The following is a 19,874-nucleotide window of genomic DNA, read 5'->3' on the forward strand; positions in this document are numbered from 1 at the left end:
AGGATACAACCCTCTTACCATGAGGTTTTTTTTTAATGGTACTATTGTAATTTTTTCAATTATTATACTACTTTATCTTTCACAGTTTTACTCTTTAATACCAATACTTTTTACCATTGGTTGTATGATGGCTGAGATTCGGTGGTATATGCGTAAACCTATGGCCCTTAATCTTGCCGGCCAAACCTCTGGAATTAGTTATGGAAACGAAAATATTTCTTGGAAAGATTTTCAGTCATACAGCTCATGGGGTCCCATTGGTATTCCTTTTACACCACTTCGTTATCGGGGGATTTATCTTCATCGTCCTAACTCAAAACCGATTAGTATAAACTCTACATTTAAAGGTTTTGAAGAGGTGAGCGAAATGTTAGAGAAAAAAAAAGTTCCCGCATTATCTCAAACCTGGTACAAATACCCAAAAGTTATCTTGCGGTTTTTACGCTATCTATTTGCGTTTATTTTTTGTACTGCCTATTCTCTGTTCATGTCTTTTCTATTACTAATTATTCCTATTGTTTATTTTATTTATCGTCGTAAAAAAGTAAATGACAAAAAAGAAAACATTGCGGAAGACACATGGGTTTCTGTCATTGTCGGTGGTGTACTTCTGATACCAGCTTTTATTTTATTAAGTTACCCGTTTATTGCATTTTTGTTTTGTTTTTTACCCGTTTTGACAATTTTATGGTTCCCATGGTTTCCAAAACCTCTGTGCATCCATAACGATATTTTATTTTTAGGAAAGAAAAAGGCATATCCTCTTCGTCATTTACGCACAACAAAGTCTATTTCTAAATTTTTCTTCTTGCGATACCAGCGTCTGAGTTTTGCCAATGGTGATATCGATGTGTATCCTTACTTGGTAAATAATGAAGATTTTAAAAATAGTTTGGAAGAAAAGTGGAATCACGTACAGCAAAAGTACCAAGGCAAAAGTTTTAGCGCCGAAGAAGCAGAAATTCTAACTCCTGAAGACGAAGCAAAGCGGTACGTTGCACCTGCAATGGATACTATTATACCAGAGACAACTGATCTTCAAAAAAATAATGCTGTAGTTCCTGATGACGTACAAGACAAAAGTGACAATGAAGATAACAACACCGAAAACAAAAGTGACAACGAAGATAACAACACAGAAGAAAAAAGTGACAACGAGTAATTTACAACCATACCGCGTTTAAATCTTCAGGTAGTTCAATGACTTTTTTTGTAAAAAATACGCTAAGTGATCACCGGTTACAACATGTTTGCTACAAACTTGAAGAAGTGGCTAGCGAACTTGAATATGTGAAAACCGCAGAGTTTTGGGAACAGCAAACACGCCCCATTGTCATTGTTGGAAATGACAACTGGTTAACACATTACTTACTACATTTCTTTACGGAATACCAACACCGTACCCCCATTGTTTTTATTACGTTTTCTAAGCCGTCTTTTTATGAAGAAGAGCGTTATAAATCGGTTGATTTGGTCGCGATAAAAGATATGGAAGATCTTGGTCGTTTGTTAGAACAGTTTTCACCAGTGACGGTCTTTTATAGCGATTATGAGCGTAATATTGGAGACTCTAATTTTATAAAGTTGTACACTAAAAATGTTCTGCAAGTAGAGAAAATATGCAAAATTCTTTCTAGTTTACCACCAAGCCGCCTCATTTTGTTTTCAGATAATTGTGTTTGCGGAGCGGGACGAGGCGATGAAAATGAGATGATTGTTCCTACAACCCCTTTGGGAAAAAGCTTTGAAGAAATGGAACAGGTCGCCACATTGTATCATAACTCTCAGGAGTTGGAAGTTTACTGTTTGCGTTTAGCTCCTGTTTACGGTATCGGTGTAAATGATGGGTTGATGAAATTAGTACACTTATTTGCCAATGGTTATTTTTTAGGAACCATTGAAGGTATTGAAGATATTTCCGTTTTAAATGCTAGCGATGCAATCCTTGTTTCCTTTTTGGTTATGGTCGCTCCTAAACCGGGCTACCAAATATTTAATGTCTCAGATGGAACGATATCTCTACATAATTTGTTGCGTTTCTTCGACGAAAAAATACCTAAAAAGAAATTACTGGGGATTGACTGTAAATTGGCGAATGTGTTGGGGGTGGGCTACCAAAACCAAATCGCTGTTTCGCAAAACACTTTTCGTTATCTATGTGGTTTTTTTGAATACAGCAACGATTTTATCAATCAATTGCGCTTTCAACAGAAACAAAGTTCTCTAAATGAAAATGTCGCCGACTACATATTGAGTTTAGCGGTGATGAGCAATAAACGTCTTAAAAATATGTTGGGATGGGCACCTGAAAATGACGTAAAGAAATCCCTCGCACAAATTATTTCTTGGTGTGAAGAAGGAGACTGGAACTACTTTAAACACATTCAAAAGTACGATGAGTACACCAAAAATACCTTACTACCTGCATACGACAATGCGGCGAATATTGCACAGGAACTATCTTCTTATGCGCAAATGATCGAAAAAACAAATAAATATCTCGATTTAAAAATACTCGACTTGCCCAAAATATATATCGATATACAGAGTCTGCATATATTTTTCCAAGAAGTATGGAATAGCGTACCATCTATAGTGGGAAAAAGCGGCAAAAAACAATTTATCCCTGAGTTACTTCCCGAAATTTTACAGACCATACTGCAAATACTGCGCTACGAACACAGTGTTGTCGAACGAAAATACCCGTTAAATACCAGTCAACAAATATTTAATCTCACACAAAAACTAGGAGAGTTCAGTCCTAAAACGATGCGTTTTTATTGTCATCTCGCCATCTTAAGTAAAACTTTTTTGTGGTTAAACAAGCATATGAGTGTTTGCGATGAGTTGTTGCAAATAGTGCCCGACAAAAATATTGGCGTATTCATCCAGTCCGACTTGGGAGATATCGCTCTCAAAATTAAGATAAAAAACAATAAAATCTCCATACAATCTTTTCGCAAAGCGATCGACTCTTTTCCACGCGCGTGGAATTTAGAAAAAAAGTTGCATGAATTCAAAAAAAGTGCCAACCTATATTTAACAGTGGGGTTTTATTTAAAGCCATTACTACGCGATTCTTTGGCAAGTGATTTCGTAAAACGCGTATTGTACAACTTAGGGAAATATTACTTCATCCAAGAACTAGAACGAAAATATATCGATGCGCTTGTGGAAAAAGTTTCCCACGAGAGTATGAATACTTATTACCTTTTTATTGATAATAAACCGCAAGTAAAACTGGGTTTTGCAGTTACTCATAAAAAAATATCAAAAGTGAGTAGCTCTTTTTTGGCGATGGTCAATGAATTAATGAAAACCTCAGACGACTTGGAACAACTTTCTCAACTACTAGAATCTCAAGCAAGCCGTCGCGAAAAATACGTATTCCTACGCATTCGAATGGTCAAAAAGTTGTTGTCGTCTAAATTCAGTACCATGTTGCTCAAGTGGCTTTTAGGAAATGCAAAATAAGGAGTTCTCAATGTACAAAATATTTACATGTGTTTTTCTGGCAATGGCGCTACTTCAGGCGCAACAATGGAAAACGAATACATTTTCTGCCAAATACACCGAAGATCCATACTGGACATCTAAATCAAAATACGAAAATTCGTATTACAAAGGATCTATTATTGCCAAAAGAAAAGTGTCTGCTTTAAAAGGCGCAGGATTCCCAGGGTTGGTCAAATATATGAAAAAGTGGTTTGCGGATCAAGCCACCAATAAAAAATGGAAAGTAGTCAAAAACTACTTTACCATTAAGCGAGGCGGCAAAGAAGTTAAGATAGATGCCATCACCATCAACTACACCAACATCGACAAAAGTGACACCGGAATGATCAAGATGAATTTAAACGCTTACATCGGACACGATCCCGGAAATGTTCTCATCATCGAATCCGTGTCACAAAAAGTATTGGAATCAACAGGGGACAAGAAGCGCGTAAAATCATTTCGTAGTTTTTATCGCTATCATAAAGACAAAGAACGTGGTTACTACAGCGTTTACTGTTGGCGCTTTTACCAGGTCGAAGGATATTGGTATGAACCAACGGGGATATTTGTAAGTAGCGTACGCAAAAAAACCCTCAAGTCTTTTAAAGATGCCATCGAACGTTGGTCCAAAGTATGGGCGGAAAATCTATAAAAATTTACTGATTTTGTATAACTAAATTACGTTATTTTAAGGAGCACATATGAAAAATTTACTTATGGTTTTACTACTAATTGCCTGTAGTATGGCGTGGTGCGATAGCCAGCAAATACAGTCCAAAAGTTCCCTAACAAGCTCCCAAATTTTCAATAACGACGATCGCGCCACATTTGCCGATCACTTAGGCGATGTAATTTTCGTCGAAATGTTCGCCACCACGTGAGGCCCGTGCCGAAGTGCCGTGCCGCACTTGAATAAGTTACATAAGAAATACGGAAAACAAGGTCTATCTGTTATCGCCTCTACAGGAGAAAAACTAAGCACCGTACAAAATTTTTCCGCGCACCATACCAATATAGACTATAAGGTATACACACAATCATCGCGATATGGTTTTCCGAGAGGAAGAGGAATTCCCCAAGTACACATCATCGCAGCCGACGGATCTATCGCATGGTCGGGGCATCCCTCTGGTGTCAATGACAAAAGAATAGAAGAACTACTACGCGACCGCGCCAAGTTTTTCTACGAAAAATTCAACGGCAGCTCAAAGTCCGCTGTGAACAATATCTTAAAAAAGAAATACGGCAAAGCCTACAAATACGCGCAAAAAAATGCCGAGAAAATAGATTCCGCAAAGTCGATGGTAAGCTATTTAGATAAGATCGCTGAGCGACAAATACAACACGCCAAAAAATTACTCCGAGATCGCGAAGTGTTCCAAGCATACACTCTGTCTTCGCAAATCAAGAAAGAATGGTCAGGAACGGATTTCGAAAAGCAAGCCAAAGAGATCCAAAAAGAGAGCAAGAGTAGCAAGAACAAAAAAGAATACAGCGCTGCGAAGCAACTAGAGCGAATGGTGGCAAAGCTTCCAAATAAAAGCAAGGACAAAGCACGATTGGCTTTAGTACTGAAGAAGTTTATGAAAAAATATAGTGGAACCAAAGCCGCACAAAATGCTGCTGGCTGGGTAAAGACACTGGAAAGTAGCTGGCCATAAGTTACTATAAGCCCCACCTACACCCGTCATCCTGCACCCAAAAAATCGCAGATTTTTGGATAGATGCGGGACCCAGCGATTTAAAGTCATTTTTATATCGCTGGGTCCCTGGTCAAGCCAGGGATGACCGTGCCCGACAACTCACTGTTGTTTTATTAAAATGAAACTACTTCAACTTGCTGTTGGGATTGTACAATTTGGTTGTGTAAAGTGTTGTACAGTTATTACTTACGGTCAAAATTGCAAAACCATTTTGTTTTGTAGTTTCAGAGAACAAAGTTTTGATCCACCTACACCTGTCATCCCGCACCCAAAAATCGCAGATTTTTGGATAGATGCGGGACCCAGCGATTTAAAGTTATCATTGTGACAATTTGCAGACACGTCTGCAAAATTCACAAATACTGGAGCTTTCTTCCTAAACTGAGGTTTTGATTACGTGGCCGTTGCAAGCGGAGAAATATTAAGTTCCAATTGCACATGTTTTGTGGTATTTTGAAGCGTATTAAAATAGAACTAGAAAACAATGCTTTGACAAGTGTACAAAGAGGAGAAAAACAATGAAGCATTTTTCTACATTTACAATACTGATAGCATTATTATTCACTTTTGCTCCCTATGCCTATGCTGGGCAAAGTAAAATTTGCAAAAAATGGGAAAAAACAAAAAAGCAAGTTGAAAAGCAGTTTGAAAAGTATGCGAAAGATATTCCTCTTGGCATGAATAAAAAGTCAGCCAAAAAACTTCTAAAATCACTGGGGTTGAAATATGGTAAATATGAACTAGGCGACTACATAAAATTTAACAAAAAATTCATTACCAAACTGGATGCTTTGGGAGTGTACAAGACAATTAGGGTTGGTGAAGTTCCGGCAAAAATCAATGAAGTGCAAGAAGATAAATTAGCTTCAGAGTTGTTTTCAAAGTGGTGCAAAAAAGAATTTAATTATGAAAATTGGAAGTTTATTACAGAGGGTTGCGAAGAAGCGCCTGAGGACATTTACAAAAATTATATAGATGAAAAAGCAGAACTACAGGTAAATATCCAGGGGCAGTTACTCAAACGTTGGAATGATTTAAAAGATAGCGCGTTTGCTGATAAAGCAGAAGTCAAAAAAGTTATTAAAGCTACCAAAAAATATTGTGAAGTAAATACCAATGATGTACTGGCGCGTTTTTCGGCTAGCGAAGAAATTAAATCAAAGTTTAGATTTAGACTACTTAAAGAAAAAAAGATTAAATTAAAGAACAAAGATGAAGTTAATGTCTATTTAAGCGATGCTACAACGATCTGTAAGGGTTATCTAAATAATCTTGCCGTTCATCGGGATGATCTAGTTGACGGTGCGAAAAAAATGGACGATGGTGAGCAAAAAGAAGATGTCGAAGAACTCATTAAGCAGTTAAATATTTTAGAAAAAAGACTGAAGAAGATAGATAAGTTCTTGGATAAATTCAAAGTGTAAAGGTTGTATGAAACTACAAAACAAAATGGCTTTGTAATTTTGATCGTAAGTAACAACACGTTACACGGCCAAATTCTGGAGTCTGGTACTATTTTCACTTAAAAAGAGCCGTTAATTTTTTAGAACTAAGAACCGAAAACTCTGGATATTGATTGAGTCGGTCAAGTGTTATCTTTGCATTGTCAGCAATAGCATATGCCAATAAATGTAGAGTTGTTTCTTGATCTTGATGAGCATAACAACGCCCGAGTTGTACGTATATCGCTGATTTATCTTTTCCCGGTTGCATTAGAAGTTGCTGTAAGATATTTGTGGCTACTGTGTAGCATTTTTCTCGAATAGCTTGTTTTGCGATCTTTTTTATCGATGGGCGGAAAAACTGCAAATTTTCAGAAGAAATTTCGTGTGAAAAATGCTTTTGCAAAAAAAGGCGCAGTTCCTTTTTCATACCGAGTCCCTGATACATAGCCGCAAGATAACATTTTTCTAAAAAAGGGTTCTGGTGATTATTCTCTATAGATTCCTGAAGATAAGTGAGCGCCTTTTTGTATTGTTTTTCTTGCATGTATGACAAAGCCAAAAGAGTTTTTACCTCATGTGAAAACATTAACTTATCAGCGTAAACAAGAGCTTGTTTTAGGCTTTTTCCTTCTTTAATCAGCTTACCAAATACCTTAAAGGAATTCTTTTTATATTCATTTGTCTTGTGAAAGTTAAACCTTTGGTTTAAAGACATTGAGTTCATGATTGTTTTTTGCACAGTAACCATAAAACCATAAGCCGTCGCCATTTTTAGATTTTCACTTCCTTGTTGTGCTTCGCGAAACAATTTTTGCCAACTTTTTTGTGGTGTACAACATGTTTTTACTAAATGTGCTGTCATTCTCAGATATTTGTGGCGAGATGTTGTATACTTCATGGCTGTTTGATAACGTTTTTGTTGTGAAATTTGATACTGAGGTATGAAAGATTGTTGATGCAAGGCAAAAAGCAAAAAAGCTTTTACTTGAGGATCTTGCTCCTTGTCGATACGAGAGATAGATTGAACGCCTAAAAAACTAGAATATAGAGCGACCATACCGCGAAAGTGAGGACTTGGATTTTGTAACCACAATGGTATTTTTTGATCGAGTAGATTAATTTTGGCGAGTATTTTGAACATGTCGAGTTGGGTCATTTCCCGGATAAATAAACATATAAACGCAAGATTGCGAAGAGAAAAAGAATAATTGTCACCATCAAGGACTTTAAGGAAGATTGGGTGGCCTGGATGTACAGAAGATAAAGTAAGCAACGCATCATGGCTTATTTCAAGTGTTGGATGATTTACGAGTTGCGCTAACTTTTGTTGATATCCAGGAATTTTGTACAACAACGGATACCTTAAAACGGTCAATTGAATCTTTTTGTCCTTGTGATTGAGAGCTTTGAACAATATTTTACTATGGCGTAAGGGTTTTGATCTTGAATTTTTTGTTTTACTTTGTTCTATTGCCATGGATTTCCAAAGCGTCGCATATGCACAAATTTGGAAAGCTTTTGGCATTTTTTTCTCAAGGCATTGAATGAGAATTTCTTGTACCTTTTCCATTGCTAAAGCATGTTGGGCACTTTCCACCACTTGGAAAAGAGCCGAAATTTTAATTGTTACCTTGTTATCTTGTTCTATCTCCGAAAGTAACCAATTTTTATCCGAAGTGTTTTTGATAAATAAATAGCGAAGAAACTCATCATAATTTCCCATTCCCTTCGTTTGTGATATGTGTTCTGAAAACCCACTTTCTTTTAGAACTAAGGCTTTTATTAAAGTGGTAATAGCATCATCTTTATTTTTTGTTGGCATTTTTAACTTGGTAAGTTTCATCATTTTTGCAAAATACTTGGCGGCAAGATATCGATGGACGACCTGTTCATTGTGATCATGGAGTATTTTTTCTATGGTAGGTGCTTGCTCTCGTAAAAACTCTAAATGGGAAACGTCTTTGTACAAAAACAATCTTGCCAACAAATAATATAACGTTTGTTTTGCTTCGAGAATACGCCTACTATCAATCATTGTCCATATTTCCGCCATGTATGAATTTGTTTTCTCTTGCGCCAAATATTTTTGCGCTGTTTGTTGAATTGTTTTTGTATGACGTAGGGAAAATAGTCCGCGAATGGCATTTTGTTGAGATTTTTGTGGAACTTGGGTTTTCGAAGAAAGATATTTAAAAAAGACATGCGCTTTTTCTTGACGGTTTTTTAGAGATTGCCAAGCCAAGTAAGCTTTTTCATTTTCATTTTCCACCTTAGCAATATAGTATTTGTGAAGATCAAATTGATGAAAAAAAAGTGTATGGTTACTCAGTCTCATTAGGTGCAAATTATTTTGCCAGTTTAAAGTGGGAGAATAGTAATTTATTTTAAGTACGCCACTAATAGCCTCCCAATTTCGAGGATTGAATTGTAGGGCTTTAAAAAACTGTTCATTTGCTGTTTTATATTTTTTTTGTAAGTACAAACTTTGGGCATATTTTGTAATAAATGTACTATTTTCTGGTTGGAAAACGATACATTTTTCCCATAGTGTTTGAGCTTTAGAAAATTTGTTTGTTTGCATATAACATTTGGCAAGATATTCATAAGTATTTACCGAAGGGTATATTTTTATTACTTTTTCGAAACACTGTGACGCACGAGAATAATTTTGTGAGTGAAAAAGCGTTTTTCCTAGTAGTAAGTAGTAATCTTTTGTCGAAAATGTATGATTTGTTTGCGAAACTTTGTCAAAGAACATTTGTGCTTTTTGGTAGTCTTTTTGTAAAAAATATAAATATCCTAAAGAGTAGTATGCTTCATTTTTCACTGCCGGGTTTTTTGTTGCTTTGAGAAAGAATTTCTCTGCTCGCAGAAATTCTCTTTTTCTGAGATACATTTTGCCTTGATATAGAGAAACTTGTGGTAAAGTAGCACTATAAATTTTTTGTGCCTCAGCATATTGCTCTAGGTCAACATGAGTAATAAATAGTAGTCGTTGGATTTCAGGTGTTGGTTTTTTGGCATATTCCTTTTTCAGAATTTGTTGCGCTTCTTGATACAATCCCGTGCGCATTAAATTATAAGCAGTGATTGCAGGCGATGGCTCAATGATCATTTTTGTCTTTTGAGAATGAAAAATGAACATACCTAAAATAAGACAAGCAACAACACACACGGTAATTTTTGAAAGCCATCTGCGGGCTACTCGTTGCGATGTAAAAGTTTTCCCTTGTTGAAATTTTTCTAAATCTTTTGCCAACTGTTGTGCATTTTGATAACGTGATTGCTTTTTCTTTGCCGCAGCTTTCAGGCATATATACTCAAGAGCAGGAGGAATATCTCGATTTTGTTCGCGTAGCGGTGGAATGGGATTCTCTATTATCTTGCAAAAAAGTTCTATCAAAGAACCTGCTTGATAAGGGCGCTTTTTTGTCAGAAGTTCGTATAGGATAATGCCAAGCGCATATATGTCACTTTTGTAATCAATACGTTCTAATTTTCCCTCCGCTTGCTCTGGTGACATATAAAAAGGCGTACCTAAAATGCCCGCTGTTTTTGTGACATCTCTATCACAGTCCATTGCTTTTGCTAAACCAAAATCCACTATGTATGGATTTTGATTTTGATCGATAAGAATGTTTTGTGGCTTTAAATCACGATGGACGATACCGTGTTGGTGAACAACATGAATGGCATGGGCAACTTTTGTAATGATTTGGGCAATTTCTTCAAAGTTTACCTCACTTGTTTTAATATAACTTGCGAGATCCTGTCCTTCAATGTACTCCATTGTATAGTAATAGTAATTTCCTTGTTTGCCCATATCAAAAAAACGCACAATATTAGGATGTTGAATTTTTGACATAGAGCGCATTTCGCGAAAAAAGCGTTTGACGGCTTGGACGGACATATTTTGCAAAGTTTTTATTGCGACAGTACGTTTAAGATGGTTGTCCTGGGCTTTGTAAACAACCCCCATCCCCCCGCGTCCAATTTCTTTTATGATATGATATTTTTGACTCATATTTACTATCCCGAATGGCAACTATGTTTTTACAAGGCCTGAAATCAAAGCCAGCTATGCAAACACATGTGACAAACAAAAGAGTTTTATTTTTTATCACATTATGATATGCTAAATTTTAAGCATTTTGGCTCAACTTTGATAGAATTTAACTAAACAACTAAAGTAATATCTATATTACAAAAGACGTAACCGGTATGCCAAATATCGCCAAAATACTTATGGGAAATATAATTGTTTTCAAGGTCAGGTAGCTTGTACTGTAACAATTACAACCATTACAAAAGGATTTTATATGCGTAAATTTTTATTACTGGTTTTACTATTCACATCTATCCCTCTCTTTGCCGCTCCCATTGTTGTCGATGCAGTAGATTGGGACAATCCATCCACGACAGTAGCGACGGGTGATCTCGGTGGAGTAGGGGTTACTCTAACAACAACTAATATTTTTTCTCTGCTCACTAATTCAAATATTTTCAATAATCCCAATTATGCACCACAAATGTCTGGTGTTGATGCATTAGGCATCGAGCTCTTTAACACAACAACAACAATAACATTTGACCAGGCAGTTGTTGATCCTATTTTCCACTTTACTGATCTAGATTCATCTTTAACATTTGATCCTTCGATTACATTAACTAGATTATCTGGCAATAGCCAGTTTGATGTTGTGGGTAATCAAGTTTTTGACAACACACCAAATAGTGGATCAGACTCTCAAGGCTCTGTACAGCTAACAGGTTCTTTCCTCAGCATTTCGTTCGATGCTCAAATCACGACCCCACCAACTGGTGATGGCACTTTTTTTCAGCTAGGTGGGACTGTTGATCAAACTACAGTTCCTGAGCCAAGCACATACTTCGCTTTCATTTTTGGTATCGCTATGCTTTTTGGCTGCCGCCGCAAGATCAAAAAATAAAGATCCTCGACATATAAACATGTTTTGAGGATCGCGCTATAACTCCAACTTTCGTAAAAAACTATGATAAACTTCAAGATTTGAAAGTTGGATATCGAATATTACATTCCGTAGGATTTTCCATAAAAAAAGTCTATTCTTTTGCGCGGCACTTTTGAGATTGATCTATTTGGTTGCTCATTATTTGGGCAAAGATCTCTCGGGTGTCTAGAACACTACCATTATCTATTTCCCATTTATTATTTTTCGTCAAATCAAGCATATCGCTTTTCCTTTTTAATCTATGTTTTTACAAGGTCTAAAACCAAAACCAGCTGCTCGTTGGGTCGAAGGGTATTTACCACTTCGCATCGATGAGCGACAGCTGTCACTATTTGCACTCCACCACCCACCGCGGTAAACATGGTTCCCCCCCTTTGCGGACTCAAGTGGATTCACTTGTGGGCTACGTTGGTAATAGTTACCATCGTAGTAGTCCAGACACCATTCTAATAGATTACCTGACATGTCGAATAGACCAAAAGCGTTTGGTAGTCTGTACCCTACTGGCTGTGCGTGCATACTTCCTTTTGCCTCAGCGTTTTCATAAAACCACAGATAGTTAAAATCGGCACTCTCTCCCCAGTAAAAATTGCTGCTGGAGCCTGCGCGGCATGCGTATTCCCATTGTGCCTCGGTGGGAAGTTCTAGTCCTGACTTTTGGCAAAATTCGTTGGCGTCGTACCAACTTATGTGACTAGCAGGGTATGATTTACCTTCCTTCGCATATGGTTTACCTCGCCACGGTTTTGATTTCATAACTTTTAGCCACGCAGGCTGTGTTACTTCTGTTTGCGCGATCAGAAAACTCTTGAGTGTTACGGTGTGCACCGGTGTTTCTTCCGGGTATTTTTCGCGATTGTATTCGCTTCCCATTTTGAATGTCCCACCGGGAACAAGAACAAACATCATACCTGTTTTGTTGTGTTTATAGCGCGCCACATTGTATTTTATCCCTTTGCACTTATAGGTTTTTTTACCTTTGTAGGTAAAACCACTAAATTTGTCTTTTCGCGATGTGTTTAGTTTTGACAAGTACTCTTTTGCCTTTTGCAACAACTGTTGGTCCTCATCACTGAAGGGATTGTTGTGCACCTGGTATTTTTCAACAAATTTCTTCCATTGCTTTTTTTTGGTACTTGAGTTGCGTTTTTTGTGAATTGTAAGTGCATAGTCAAAATCTTTTTGCATTTGTTGTTGCCATTTTTTCCATTTTTGGGCTTTTATTTTTTGCTGTTTGTTGCTTTCGCGTTTGTCATCTTGGGGTTTATTTTCTTCCACAACTTTTTTGTTTGGGATGTCAATGTCGGCGTTAGAGTGGGTCAAAATGGATATTTTACCAGCAGAGACATTCATATAAAAAATTCCGGAGATCACGTAATGTACAAGTGTTATTTTAAGTTGATCTTTCTTGGGGATTGTAGCGCGAACAACTTCTTTTCGGTTGTAAGGGCCACGGTCTTTTTCGTATAAATGACCATATTCGTGGACATGTTGGTCTCCTACTTTTAAAGACCAGAATTGGTGTATGGGAGTTCCATTTCTGTTTGTAAATTGAAACTCCACTTCGAAAACTATGTCGATTTTATCAACGTCCCACTTTTCTAAATTTGCGGAATAACTGTATATTTCTTGTGGCTTTCTGTCTTTTACGATTACTTGTTTTGCAAAGCTTTTCTCGTGAAGTAGAATTTGGCGATTTTTTCCGTTGTCAGGTTTAGGTTTGTTGATTGGTTTATTGACATCTGGTTTATTGATGACTGTTTTGTTACTAGTATCAGATTGGCTGCTTTCCGTCTCAGATTTTCCTGTTTTAGTCTTAGTACTAGGCGTATTTTCTGGTTTAGATTCAGGCTTCTCAGTTTTTTGAGGTTTTTCCACAACTGTTTTAGTCTTAGTACTAGGCGTATTTTCTAGTTTAGAGTCAGTATTGTCAGTTTTTTTAGGTTTGTTCGGTTCTTCAACAGTTTTTTGAGTCTTAGTACTATGTGTATTTTCTAGTTTCGAGTCAGGTTTGTCAGTAGGTTTATTTGGTACAGTTTTTTTTGTGTTATCGATTTTGTCATCTGTTGTTACGTCTATCGACTCGTGAGAATTGGTTGCGATGTAGGTTAAAAAAAAGATAAACGCACCTACCGAAAGAACACAGAATATCATCATGGCGGCGTATGAGTTATTTGGTTGTGGTTTTGTTGGTTTACGACGTGGAGCTGGTGAAATGTTTCTTGTTCGCGTTCTAGAATGGCGCAATGGTTGTCGAATTTTGGTTTTCGTATTTCCAACAGTTTCCTTTTTGGAAACTATATTCACGGTGGAAGGTGTGGCGCTGTTTTTTTGTAGTATTTGCACACACTCCTCTGCTGTTGGTCGTTGGTGGGGATCTTTTGTGAGGCAGCGATCAATTAGATGGTGGATGGATGAATCTACCTGTAGTTTTGCCACTGTAGAGACGGGAGTTGGTGAATCACAGGTAATTTTTTTCATGAGCTGTACCATGCCCTCACCTTCAAATGGGGCACGGCCACTCAGCATTTGGTATAAGATCACTCCAAATGACCATATATCCGTGGATGGGTATGCTTTACCATCTAATACTTCAGGAGCAGCGTATTTGGGAGTATACCCTCCTTCCAAAGAACGCAATGATTGTGCCTGGTATGCCATTTTTGAAGTACCGAAATCAGATACTTTCGCATGGTTGTTGTGGAGGAGAACATTTTGTGGTTTAAGATCGCGATGTACGAGATTATCTGGTTGTAGATTATGGGCTGCGGACAAAGCACGAGCTATTTCAGTAGCCCACGAAATGGCGCTGGGTGCATCATAAGGCAAGGATAAACGTTCTGCCAAAGTGCCACCATTGCAGAATTCCAAAACCACGTAAGGAACTGTTACATTGTGGTCGAGAACCTTAACCACATTAGGTGACATTGCGAGTCGAGCCGTTAGTAGTGCCTCTTGTGAAAAAGCTTGTCCAATAGCCATCCGTGCCCACACTTCGTCGTTGTGCTTACCTGATTCTTTTGCATACTGTTTTAAAACACTTTGGGTTGGTTTTTTGATGGCCACCAATCGACCCTGTTTGTCGCCTCTTTTTCTAGCTTCAAATGCCAAATAAACGTTACCAAATGCCCCACTGCCTAATTCTTTCAAAATACCATAACGATGGATCACATAAAAAACAGTTTGGATTGGATACCAGTCTTTGCTGGTTTCACTGCGACATAACTGTGAACTATCTATTTCGTTAAAAATGATTTTGGCAAATACTTCTCTTGTATTGAGAACACTACCATCTTGAATTTGCCATTTACCTACTTTTGTTAAATCCATATCAATCCTTACAGTCACTATATTTTCGTTCTGATTTATGTGATCAACTTCGACTCTTTTGCATTTGCTTTTTTAGCACAGCAATATTCTTTATGGACTTTTTTGCAATAGTTAAAGAATTTTTGTTTTTTTAAACGAGTTATAGAATAACGAATTTTGGCGGTGGTAGATAGCTTTTTTTAGCACGCGTTCGCAAATATTATTATCCAAAGGAGCACCAGGCCTTGTGTGGAAACTATTTAGCTCTGCCTAGTGTTTTTATTAAAGCTCTAACTAGTTAGTGCACTGGCTACTAATGGCTGTTACCTTGTTGTACGGACAAAATGTCGCTAATTTTCCATTCATAGACAACAAGCTCTATGGTAAAATATTGAGTTGTTATGGAGTACTTATATGATTGGTAAATCCTATGAAAAAAGACCTGATGACAAAAGAGTATGTTTTTCAAAAAATTAAAAATCTCAATATTGCCAAAAGAAATGGAGTGAGGGCACCTCATAAACCACTTTTGATTCTTCTCGCAATATCAAAATTACCTCAACGAAAATTTTTACTTTCAGATATTTCTAAGAAACTTGTAGAACTACTCAAAGAGTTCGGCCCTAAACGTCAATCATACTATCCAGAGTTACCATTTTGGCATTTAGCAAATGATGGTGTGTGGGAAATCGAAAACAGAGATAAATATCCCAAAAAATGTCCCTCTAAATCTTATTTTGCAGCGAAAAGCATAATGGCGGGTTTTCCCAAAGAAATTCATCGGCTATTATCTGAAGATCAACATTTTTGCCATCAAGTGATTAAAGAAGTTTTAAATTGTTATTTTCCGCAATCAACGCACGATGATATCTTAGATAGTTTAGGACTTTCCACCGAATTCAATAAAGATCAGGTAGTAGAAACAAACGACAAACCTGAAAAAAATATAAGGCCAAAAAAAGAGAAAAAAGAACGCTGCACAAACCAAGAGTCCTTGAACCAATCAAGTGATGTAAAAGTCTTTGTAGCAATGCCTTTTAATCCTGTTTTTTTGCCTGTATGGAGAGTGATTAAAAAGACTTGCAAAGCGAATGATTTAGACTGCTGTCGTGTAGATCAACTTCCTCAGATTGATAATATTCACGATACTATTTTTCAAGAGATTGATAATTCAGATATTGTTATTGTCGACTTCTCTCCTGATTCTGCATCAAAACATCCCAATCCAAATGTTGTTACCGAAGCAACATATGCAAAATTAAAAAAGAAACCGCTACTTATTTTATCTCAACTTGTAGATTCTTTACCTTTTGATTGGAGAACGCATCGAGCCGTAATCTATGAAAACAATCGAAGTGGTTTAGAGTATTTAGAAGAGGTATTAGAAGAAAATTTGGCAGGAGTGAAATCAAGACTAAGTTCAATTAAACACTGACTTCGTAAACCATCGTATCTTTCCTTTGTGGAAAAATAATTCAAAAAACATTTGTATATACAATCTTTTCTGGTATTTTATATTTGTATATACAAGTGTTTTGGCAAGTCGAAGAAAACATAGTGTTGCACGAATGTACGTTTTCTTATACATATCTATACGAAATTATGAGGATGACTATGAAAATTTTACACTTAGTTTTTCATCCAAACTTATCTAAGTCTCGTGTCAATAAAACATGGAAACAACAGATAGAAGATAGTGGTAAAGTGAATAAGTCGCGGGATGTTTACGAAGAATATCCTGATTTTTGCATTGATGTTGAAAAGGAACAAGCGGATTTAGTCGCACATGATCGTATCATTGTGCAATATCCATTTTATTGGTATTCCGTTCCTCCGCTATTGAAAAAATGGATGGACGATGTTTTGACTTACAATTTTGCATATGGAACAAAAGGAGATAAGCTTATGGACAAAGAGCTTCAGCTAATGATCTCCGTTGGCGGACCCAGCGAATCCTATATGCCTGGAGGTTATAATAGTTTTTCTATTCAGGAATTTTTAAAGCCGTTGCAACAGACGGCGACACTTTGCCGTATGAAATTCTTACCTGCTCTTTGGATGCATGATTCTGTGGCAGCCAGTTATGAAGATATTGAGAATACAGGAAAAAAGTGGCTTGAGATTTTAGATGATCCAGACCGCTCTGATCCATGGGCTGTTCAAAGAAAAGCCGAAGAAAAAGCGGTAAAACTAACATGAGTGATAAAAACATCGATGCTAAAATCGACGATTATTTCGATGGTTGCTTGTATTTTTCACTGTCTCGTTTACAAAGGCATATAAACAAATTGGCCAAGGATATTTTTTCCGAAATTAATTTAGTCCCCAGTCATGCTTTTTTGTTAATGGCGCTTAATGAGAATGAAATGTGTACAGCGAGTTATTTATCTGAATTACTTGGACTAGCACCTTCTACGATTACGCGTTTTATTGACAAACTGGAAAAAGAGGGGTTTTGTGTTCGGGAATTAAAGGGGCGTGTTTCTTATACCTCAATTACTCCCGAAGGACGTGATCTCATCCCTCGTATTCATAAGTGCTGGAAGCAATTGTTTCATCGTTATAATGAAGTATATGGCGAGAAGAACGCTAAATTGCTAAATGATATGATTGTCAAACTCAATAAATTGGAAAAGTAATACTTGTTGAAGAAATGTGCTGGATGTTTTTACTGGAAAGTTTAGAAATGCCTATAAATTTTTATTGGGACAAAGAAGGTTGTCATGTGACAAAAGTGGAAAGTCAAGGTTTGTGTACTTCATTTTCTCTATCAGACGGAACAGGTTTCAAAATAGGTATTCCTTTAGATGAATTGGAACGACTGGTGAAAATGGACCTTGTGAATAATTTTGTCAATGTCAATTTGAGTGTATTTTTAGATAAATTTGAGATGACCGCGAACCAGTGGAAGGTTATCTCTTGTGTTTTGCGACAAAGTGAAGAAATTACAAAAGCTTTTGCAGGGTATCCTAAGTTACAAAAGCTTATAGAGCTTCCCTATGAAAAATTACATAAACTACCAACACTATTGTATGGAGGCTATATTCGAGGTCTTTATCTAAGTTATCCGCTCAACTTTACAAGAATGCCAAGGTCTAAATTTTATTCGAATTTATTTTCAGATAATGAATATCTTGTTACTGTGAGACTTGATGAGAAATACAATATTACTGAGGTTCGTAATGAGACAATTTCTCCAAGTCATTATCTTGGAGATTATTTTGTATGATTTCAAATCTATTGAGTTTCTGGGGAGCTTCGTTACAGCTCCCTTTTTTGAATATTGTATGTCTTTTGTTAACGTTTACTTCTAGACTTCCGCCGTTGTCCAAATTGTAAAGCACCTACAATAAGGGCCAACTTCATCCATCCAAAAAGAATGGTGCCACAAATACCAAAAACTTGGTATCCATAAGGGTCGCTTTCTCCTACGGCATTTTTGATATAAGGTGTTAGTAGAACGCCCAGAAATAAAGTGAAGGCCAAGCTCACCATTTCGTCGGCAATCCCTCTATAATCTACGCTACTTGCTTTTTTTGTTGCGCGTTGGCGTAGTAAGCTATCGCGTACTTTGTTCATATTGAGTTGCCGGAGATACAATAAAATTTTAACGAGAACACATACCCCAATGATGATGAGGCCGGTCATGACGAGTGGTTTTTTTGTTGTGAACATATCATCGAGTTGGTTTGAGGCAAAAATACCAAAAATTCCCAACTCATCGGCTAAGTAAGATTGGGCCACTCCACTTCCCCAAAGTTTTTCCGTTAGACCTGGAAACCATTTATCAAAAATCAATTTAAATCCGGCTTCGTACATGTAAAAACCGACGCCAATACCAATCATGGTAGAGGAAATTTCATGGGTGACACTATTCCAATTGTAGCGGGCTAAAAAGGTTTTGATCTTTCCTAGTTGTAGAAAGCTTGTTTGGCTAAAGTCAAGAGCTTTGGAGTAAAGAATAATTTGTAGAAAGACACAAACGGCAATTAGAATAAGTCCAGGGGTGGGGTCGGGATACTCGGTGCTTTCAAAGATCACCACGTTATTGACAACTGGTGTCGAGCACATTCCGATACCAATACCTAAAAGAACGGTGAGAATTTCTTGTAAAATCCCATTGATATCAATACCTCGTTTCTTTTTGCGTTGTTTTTTACCGGTTACAGCTCCTTTTAATTTGTTGGCATCCCATAATCCTAGATAAAGAGCGATTTTGATAAGTAGACATGTAACTAAAAGCGCCCCTCCTATCAAAAGAAATGGGCGTGATTTTTGGAGAAATTCTCCTTGCTCATGTTGGTATAGTCCCGCACCTATGCCTATGAGTATCGTTGTGATTGCCTGAAACATTTTGTTCCAATCATATCCGACTAAAAACGCTTTAAATTTTCCGTGACGGTAGCGTATCATTTTTTCCCCCACAACAATAAAAATAGTTGTTATCATATCTAAAGTTACTTGCCACTTTTTTTGATGAAATCCATTTTACAGAAAGATACGGTTATCGGAAATTCAAATTTTAATTATTACGTATGTTGGAAATGTATGTTTATCTGTGCGTTGATAAGTATGTCTTTGATTCACTATGTGGAAGTTCAGATAAATATAGTGATTGGTTTGTTATTGGGAATGATTTTTGGTGCAGTTTTATACAGTTGTTTTGCAAAAATTCAAATAAGTATTCGTGCAAAAATTTTTTTGAGGTATGTTTTCTTCATTCCTACTTTTGCTGTTTTTGTCGGAGCAATTGCCGGATCAATCGTAGTGTTATTTTTTCCGGATAGCAGCTTGCAATATATTGTAGTACGAATAAGCCTGATACCTGGGGCTATTCTTGGTTTCTTGGGAGCAAAATACATGAATAAAACCGTGTTGCCGCTGTAAGTGAAACTGCTCACGGTTGATGTGGTGTTGGCGCAATTTAT

Annotated in this window: 16 protein-coding genes and 1 pseudogene; 12 read left to right on the forward strand and 5 right to left on the reverse strand. The window is 36.9% G+C overall.

The genetic code is table 11. The annotated features are described in order from the left end of the window. Positions 1 to 148 precede the first annotated feature (148 nt). The 6 genes from UABAM_RS18180 (at position 149) to UABAM_RS18205 (ending at position 6,625) form a co-directional block, all read left to right on the forward strand. Entirely contained in the window at positions 149 to 1,162 is a 1,014-nt protein-coding gene (locus tag UABAM_RS18180; RefSeq protein WP_151969432.1) for a hypothetical protein, read from the forward strand. Between the two features lie 38 nt (positions 1,163 to 1,200). After that, positions 1,201 to 3,474 carry an NAD-dependent epimerase/dehydratase family protein gene (locus UABAM_RS18185; RefSeq protein WP_151969433.1) on the forward strand — a complete coding sequence of 758 codons (2,274 nt, stop codon included), beginning with the start codon at positions 1,201 to 1,203 and terminating at the stop codon, positions 3,472 to 3,474. 10 nt (positions 3,475 to 3,484) lie between these two features. Continuing rightward, positions 3,485 to 4,150 (forward strand): hypothetical protein, encoded by a 666-nt coding sequence (locus UABAM_RS18190; protein WP_151969434.1) that lies wholly within the window; start codon positions 3,485 to 3,487, stop codon positions 4,148 to 4,150. Between the two features lie 49 nt (positions 4,151 to 4,199). Further along, positions 4,200 to 4,379, forward strand: a complete 180-nt coding sequence (locus UABAM_RS18195; RefSeq protein WP_151969435.1) for a hypothetical protein — start codon at positions 4,200 to 4,202, stop codon at positions 4,377 to 4,379. 27 nt (positions 4,380 to 4,406) lie between these two features. After that, entirely contained in the window at positions 4,407 to 5,159 is a 753-nt protein-coding gene (locus UABAM_RS18200) for a thioredoxin domain-containing protein (protein ID WP_151969436.1), read from the forward strand. Between the two features lie 560 nt (positions 5,160 to 5,719). Further along, on the forward strand, positions 5,720 to 6,625 hold the full coding sequence (locus UABAM_RS18205; RefSeq protein ID WP_151969437.1) for a regulator of G-protein signaling domain-containing protein: 906 nt from the start codon (positions 5,720 to 5,722) through the stop codon (positions 6,623 to 6,625). Positions 6,626 to 6,719: 94 nt separating this feature from the next. Here the strand turns inward: UABAM_RS18205 and UABAM_RS18210 are convergent, their stop codons facing one another. Next, positions 6,720 to 10,670 carry a serine/threonine-protein kinase gene (locus UABAM_RS18210; protein WP_151969438.1) on the reverse strand — a complete coding sequence of 1,317 codons (3,951 nt, stop codon included), beginning with the start codon at positions 10,668 to 10,670 and terminating at the stop codon, positions 6,720 to 6,722. A gap of 295 nt (positions 10,671 to 10,965) precedes the next feature. On the opposite strand from UABAM_RS18210, the gene UABAM_RS18215 reads away from it, so the two are divergent. Beyond that, entirely contained in the window at positions 10,966 to 11,595 is a 630-nt protein-coding gene (locus UABAM_RS18215) for a PEP-CTERM sorting domain-containing protein (protein WP_151969439.1), read from the forward strand. Between the two features lie 133 nt (positions 11,596 to 11,728). On the opposite strand, the gene UABAM_RS33980 is transcribed toward UABAM_RS18215, so the two are convergent. The 3 genes and pseudogenes from UABAM_RS33980 to UABAM_RS34215 all read right to left on the reverse strand — a co-directional run. Next, positions 11,729 to 11,857, reverse strand: a complete 129-nt coding sequence (locus UABAM_RS33980; RefSeq protein ID WP_261343887.1) for a hypothetical protein — start codon at positions 11,855 to 11,857, stop codon at positions 11,729 to 11,731. Between the two features lie 14 nt (positions 11,858 to 11,871). Then, a complete protein-coding gene (locus UABAM_RS18220) occupies positions 11,872 to 14,967 on the reverse strand; it encodes a bifunctional serine/threonine-protein kinase/formylglycine-generating enzyme family protein (RefSeq protein WP_151969440.1) in 3,096 nt (1,031 codons plus the stop codon). Between the two features lie 111 nt (positions 14,968 to 15,078). Further along, positions 15,079 to 15,201 (reverse strand): annotated as a pseudogene (locus UABAM_RS34215) (hypothetical protein); the annotation flags it as partial. 175 nt (positions 15,202 to 15,376) lie between these two features. Between UABAM_RS34215 and UABAM_RS18230 the strand changes: the two are divergent. The 4 genes from UABAM_RS18230 to UABAM_RS18245 all read left to right on the forward strand — a co-directional run bounded on the left by UABAM_RS18230 (position 15,377) and on the right by UABAM_RS18245 (position 18,175). Beyond that, complete coding sequence (locus tag UABAM_RS18230; protein ID WP_151969441.1) at positions 15,377 to 16,381, forward strand: hypothetical protein; 1,005 nt, start codon at positions 15,377 to 15,379, stop codon at positions 16,379 to 16,381. Between the two features lie 179 nt (positions 16,382 to 16,560). After that, positions 16,561 to 17,145: an NAD(P)H-dependent oxidoreductase gene (locus tag UABAM_RS18235; protein ID WP_151969442.1), complete on the forward strand. Its 585-nt coding sequence runs from the start codon at positions 16,561 to 16,563 to the stop codon at positions 17,143 to 17,145. Further along, a complete protein-coding gene (locus UABAM_RS18240) occupies positions 17,142 to 17,585 on the forward strand; it encodes a MarR family winged helix-turn-helix transcriptional regulator (protein ID WP_173013401.1) in 444 nt (147 codons plus the stop codon). Before UABAM_RS18235 ends, UABAM_RS18240 begins: the two co-directional genes overlap by 4 nt. A 23-nt stretch (positions 17,586 to 17,608) precedes the next feature. Continuing rightward, complete coding sequence (locus UABAM_RS18245; protein ID WP_151969444.1) at positions 17,609 to 18,175, forward strand: hypothetical protein; 567 nt, start codon at positions 17,609 to 17,611, stop codon at positions 18,173 to 18,175. A gap of 68 nt (positions 18,176 to 18,243) precedes the next feature. On the opposite strand, the gene UABAM_RS18250 is transcribed toward UABAM_RS18245, so the two are convergent. Then, positions 18,244 to 19,395, reverse strand: coding sequence for a hypothetical protein (locus UABAM_RS18250; protein WP_151969445.1), 1,152 nt, complete (start codon positions 19,393 to 19,395; stop codon positions 18,244 to 18,246). A gap of 99 nt (positions 19,396 to 19,494) precedes the next feature. Here UABAM_RS18250 and UABAM_RS18255 point away from each other — a divergent pair, with 99 nt between their 5' ends. Continuing rightward, positions 19,495 to 19,833: a hypothetical protein gene (locus tag UABAM_RS18255; protein WP_151969446.1), complete on the forward strand. Its 339-nt coding sequence runs from the start codon at positions 19,495 to 19,497 to the stop codon at positions 19,831 to 19,833. Positions 19,834 to 19,874 lie beyond the last annotated feature (41 nt).

Origin of the sequence: Candidatus Uabimicrobium amorphum, assembly GCF_009002475.1 — a bacterium.
GTDB lineage: Bacteria > Planctomycetota > Uabimicrobiia > Uabimicrobiales > Uabimicrobiaceae > Uabimicrobium > Uabimicrobium amorphum.

What these genes read in the sequence shown, in the direction of transcription:
- UABAM_RS18180 (WP_151969432.1), top strand. Translation starts at nt 149, where the DNA reads ATGCGTAAACCTATGGCCCTTAATCTTGCCGGCCAAACCTCTGGAATT.
- UABAM_RS18185 (WP_151969433.1), top strand. Translation starts at nt 1,201, where the DNA reads ATGACTTTTTTTGTAAAAAATACGCTAAGTGATCACCGGTTACAACAT.
- UABAM_RS18190 (WP_151969434.1), top strand. Translation starts at nt 3,485, where the DNA reads ATGTACAAAATATTTACATGTGTTTTTCTGGCAATGGCGCTACTTCAG.
- UABAM_RS18195 (WP_151969435.1), top strand. Translation starts at nt 4,200, where the DNA reads ATGAAAAATTTACTTATGGTTTTACTACTAATTGCCTGTAGTATGGCG.
- UABAM_RS18205 (WP_151969437.1), top strand. Translation starts at nt 5,720, where the DNA reads ATGAAGCATTTTTCTACATTTACAATACTGATAGCATTATTATTCACT.
- UABAM_RS18210 (WP_151969438.1), bottom strand. Translation starts at nt 10,670, where the DNA reads ATGAGTCAAAAATATCATATCATAAAAGAAATTGGACGCGGGGGGATG.
- UABAM_RS18215 (WP_151969439.1), top strand. Translation starts at nt 10,966, where the DNA reads ATGCGTAAATTTTTATTACTGGTTTTACTATTCACATCTATCCCTCTC.
- UABAM_RS33980 (WP_261343887.1), bottom strand. Translation starts at nt 11,857, where the DNA reads ATGCTTGATTTGACGAAAAATAATAAATGGGAAATAGATAATGGTAGT.
- UABAM_RS18220 (WP_151969440.1), bottom strand. Translation starts at nt 14,967, where the DNA reads ATGGATTTAACAAAAGTAGGTAAATGGCAAATTCAAGATGGTAGTGTT.
- UABAM_RS18230 (WP_151969441.1), top strand. Translation starts at nt 15,377, where the DNA reads ATGAAAAAAGACCTGATGACAAAAGAGTATGTTTTTCAAAAAATTAAA.
- UABAM_RS18235 (WP_151969442.1), top strand. Translation starts at nt 16,561, where the DNA reads ATGAAAATTTTACACTTAGTTTTTCATCCAAACTTATCTAAGTCTCGT.
- UABAM_RS18240 (WP_173013401.1), top strand. Translation starts at nt 17,142, where the DNA reads ATGAGTGATAAAAACATCGATGCTAAAATCGACGATTATTTCGATGGT.
- UABAM_RS18245 (WP_151969444.1), top strand. Translation starts at nt 17,609, where the DNA reads ATGTTTTTACTGGAAAGTTTAGAAATGCCTATAAATTTTTATTGGGAC.
- UABAM_RS18250 (WP_151969445.1), bottom strand. Translation starts at nt 19,395, where the DNA reads ATGATAACAACTATTTTTATTGTTGTGGGGGAAAAAATGATACGCTAC.
- UABAM_RS18255 (WP_151969446.1), top strand. Translation starts at nt 19,495, where the DNA reads ATGTTTATCTGTGCGTTGATAAGTATGTCTTTGATTCACTATGTGGAA.